The organism is Methylibium rhizosphaerae (assembly GCF_006386545.1).
GTDB lineage: Bacteria > Pseudomonadota > Gammaproteobacteria > Burkholderiales > Burkholderiaceae_C > Pseudorivibacter > Pseudorivibacter rhizosphaerae.
Window position 1 is genome coordinate 1 of record NZ_SWAR01000128.1, and the last position, 1271, is coordinate 1271.

Here is a 1271-nt window from a genome sequence, read left to right on the forward strand (position 1 = left end):
ACGGGACCTCTTCTCTGATTGCAGCAAGAAATGGCACGCACACAGCGACGCAAACGACCCAAGTTGCAACTGCGAACCAGAACCAGAACGCCTCGGTGAGCATGAGTTCTAACGTTCGACATGGGCGGCACACAACGGCGCAACGAGCGCTTCCGAAGCGCACCGCTGCGACCCGCCGTTGTGTGTCCGCTCGATGGAGTGGTTAGCGCTCACCGGCCCACACCTCTGCACCAGGCCCCTCTGTCTCGGCGTAGAACTTCGTCGCAGACAAGGCAATGACCAAGAGGCCTGCACCAAGCCCCACTTGCCCTTGAACCTGATTCCATGTGGTTTCTTGTGGGCTCTGTCGTACTCCCAGAAGCAAACATGGTTCTTCAGGGTTGAACTGGACCGTACCGTTCTTGTACTGCGGCGCGAAGATCTCTTCGATTCGATGACAGACGCGCTCGTGCAGTTTGCCTGGTTTCTTGAGCGCCTCATGTACGAAGCGCTCGCGGAATGGCTTGCTCACGAAAGCAGCTGCGAACAACTGAAGCGTCTCAACGTGGCTCATGGGCGCTAACGTTCGACATGAGCGGCACACAGCGGCGCAACGAGCACATCCGAAGCGGGCAATTGCCACCCGCCGTTGTGTGTCCGCTCGATGGAGAGGTTAGGCCACCGGCCGTGATAGACGTTTGAGCAATTCATTGACACTCCCCTCCCACCTTGCGAGTTTCTCAGCGTGAACGCTCCAATTCTGGCGAAGCTCGGACTTGGGACCGAGCACGCCAGAAAGGGCCTGCTGAGCAGGCAAAGCGAGCGACCGGAACTGCGTGCCGGACTTGGCGACGATTGCGCCCAACTCCTGCGGAAACCCCTTGCAGGGCCGACCGAGGCTTGCTGCTACCACCTCAGCCGCGGCAATGACCGACTCGCCAGCGAAGCTCTCGATGTATTTGCCGGTGGTGCCGACAGCAAGCGTCCGGCGAAGGAACTCGGCGGTAGGGCTCTCCTGGAATTCAGCGACCCAGTCCAGCGCACCATCGTTCTCGAAGCTCTCATGCGACCAAGCGCCGGCCACCGAGACCGACGGAGCCACAAGCACGGTTGAAAGAGCAAGGAGAGATTGACGGCGATTGAGCATAGGGGGCCTAACGTTCGACATGAGCGGACCGCAACGGCGCGCTCGGTGTGGCCGAAGCCCGCGACTGCGCCTCGCCGTTGTGGGTCCGCTCGATGGAGGGGTTGGGCGTCATGACGCCTCCTCGTGCAGCCCCCGCACCTGTGGC

The 1271-nt window shown here is 61.1% G+C and carries 2 protein-coding genes; both read right to left on the bottom strand.

Going from position 1 to position 1271, the window contains the following annotated elements:
- Positions 1-202: 202 nt before the first annotated feature.
- The gene (locus E8D38_RS27740; protein WP_140637502.1) at positions 203-553 is read right to left on the bottom strand and encodes a hypothetical protein; all 351 of its coding nucleotides are present in this window, start codon (positions 551-553) and stop codon (positions 203-205) included.
- A gap of 99 nt (positions 554-652) precedes the next feature.
- Positions 653-1126 (bottom strand): DUF4259 domain-containing protein, encoded by a 474-nt coding sequence (locus E8D38_RS27745; protein ID WP_181179565.1) that lies wholly within the window; start codon positions 1124-1126, stop codon positions 653-655.
- Between the last annotated feature and the right edge of the window lie 145 nt (positions 1127-1271).

Bases quoted from the DNA above. Each gene is read 5' to 3' on its own strand.
- E8D38_RS27745 (WP_181179565.1), bottom strand. From the start codon at position 1,126: ATGCTCAATCGCCGTCAATCTCTCCTTGCTCTTTCAACCGTGCTTGTG.
- E8D38_RS27740 (WP_140637502.1), bottom strand. From the start codon at position 553: ATGAGCCACGTTGAGACGCTTCAGTTGTTCGCAGCTGCTTTCGTGAGC.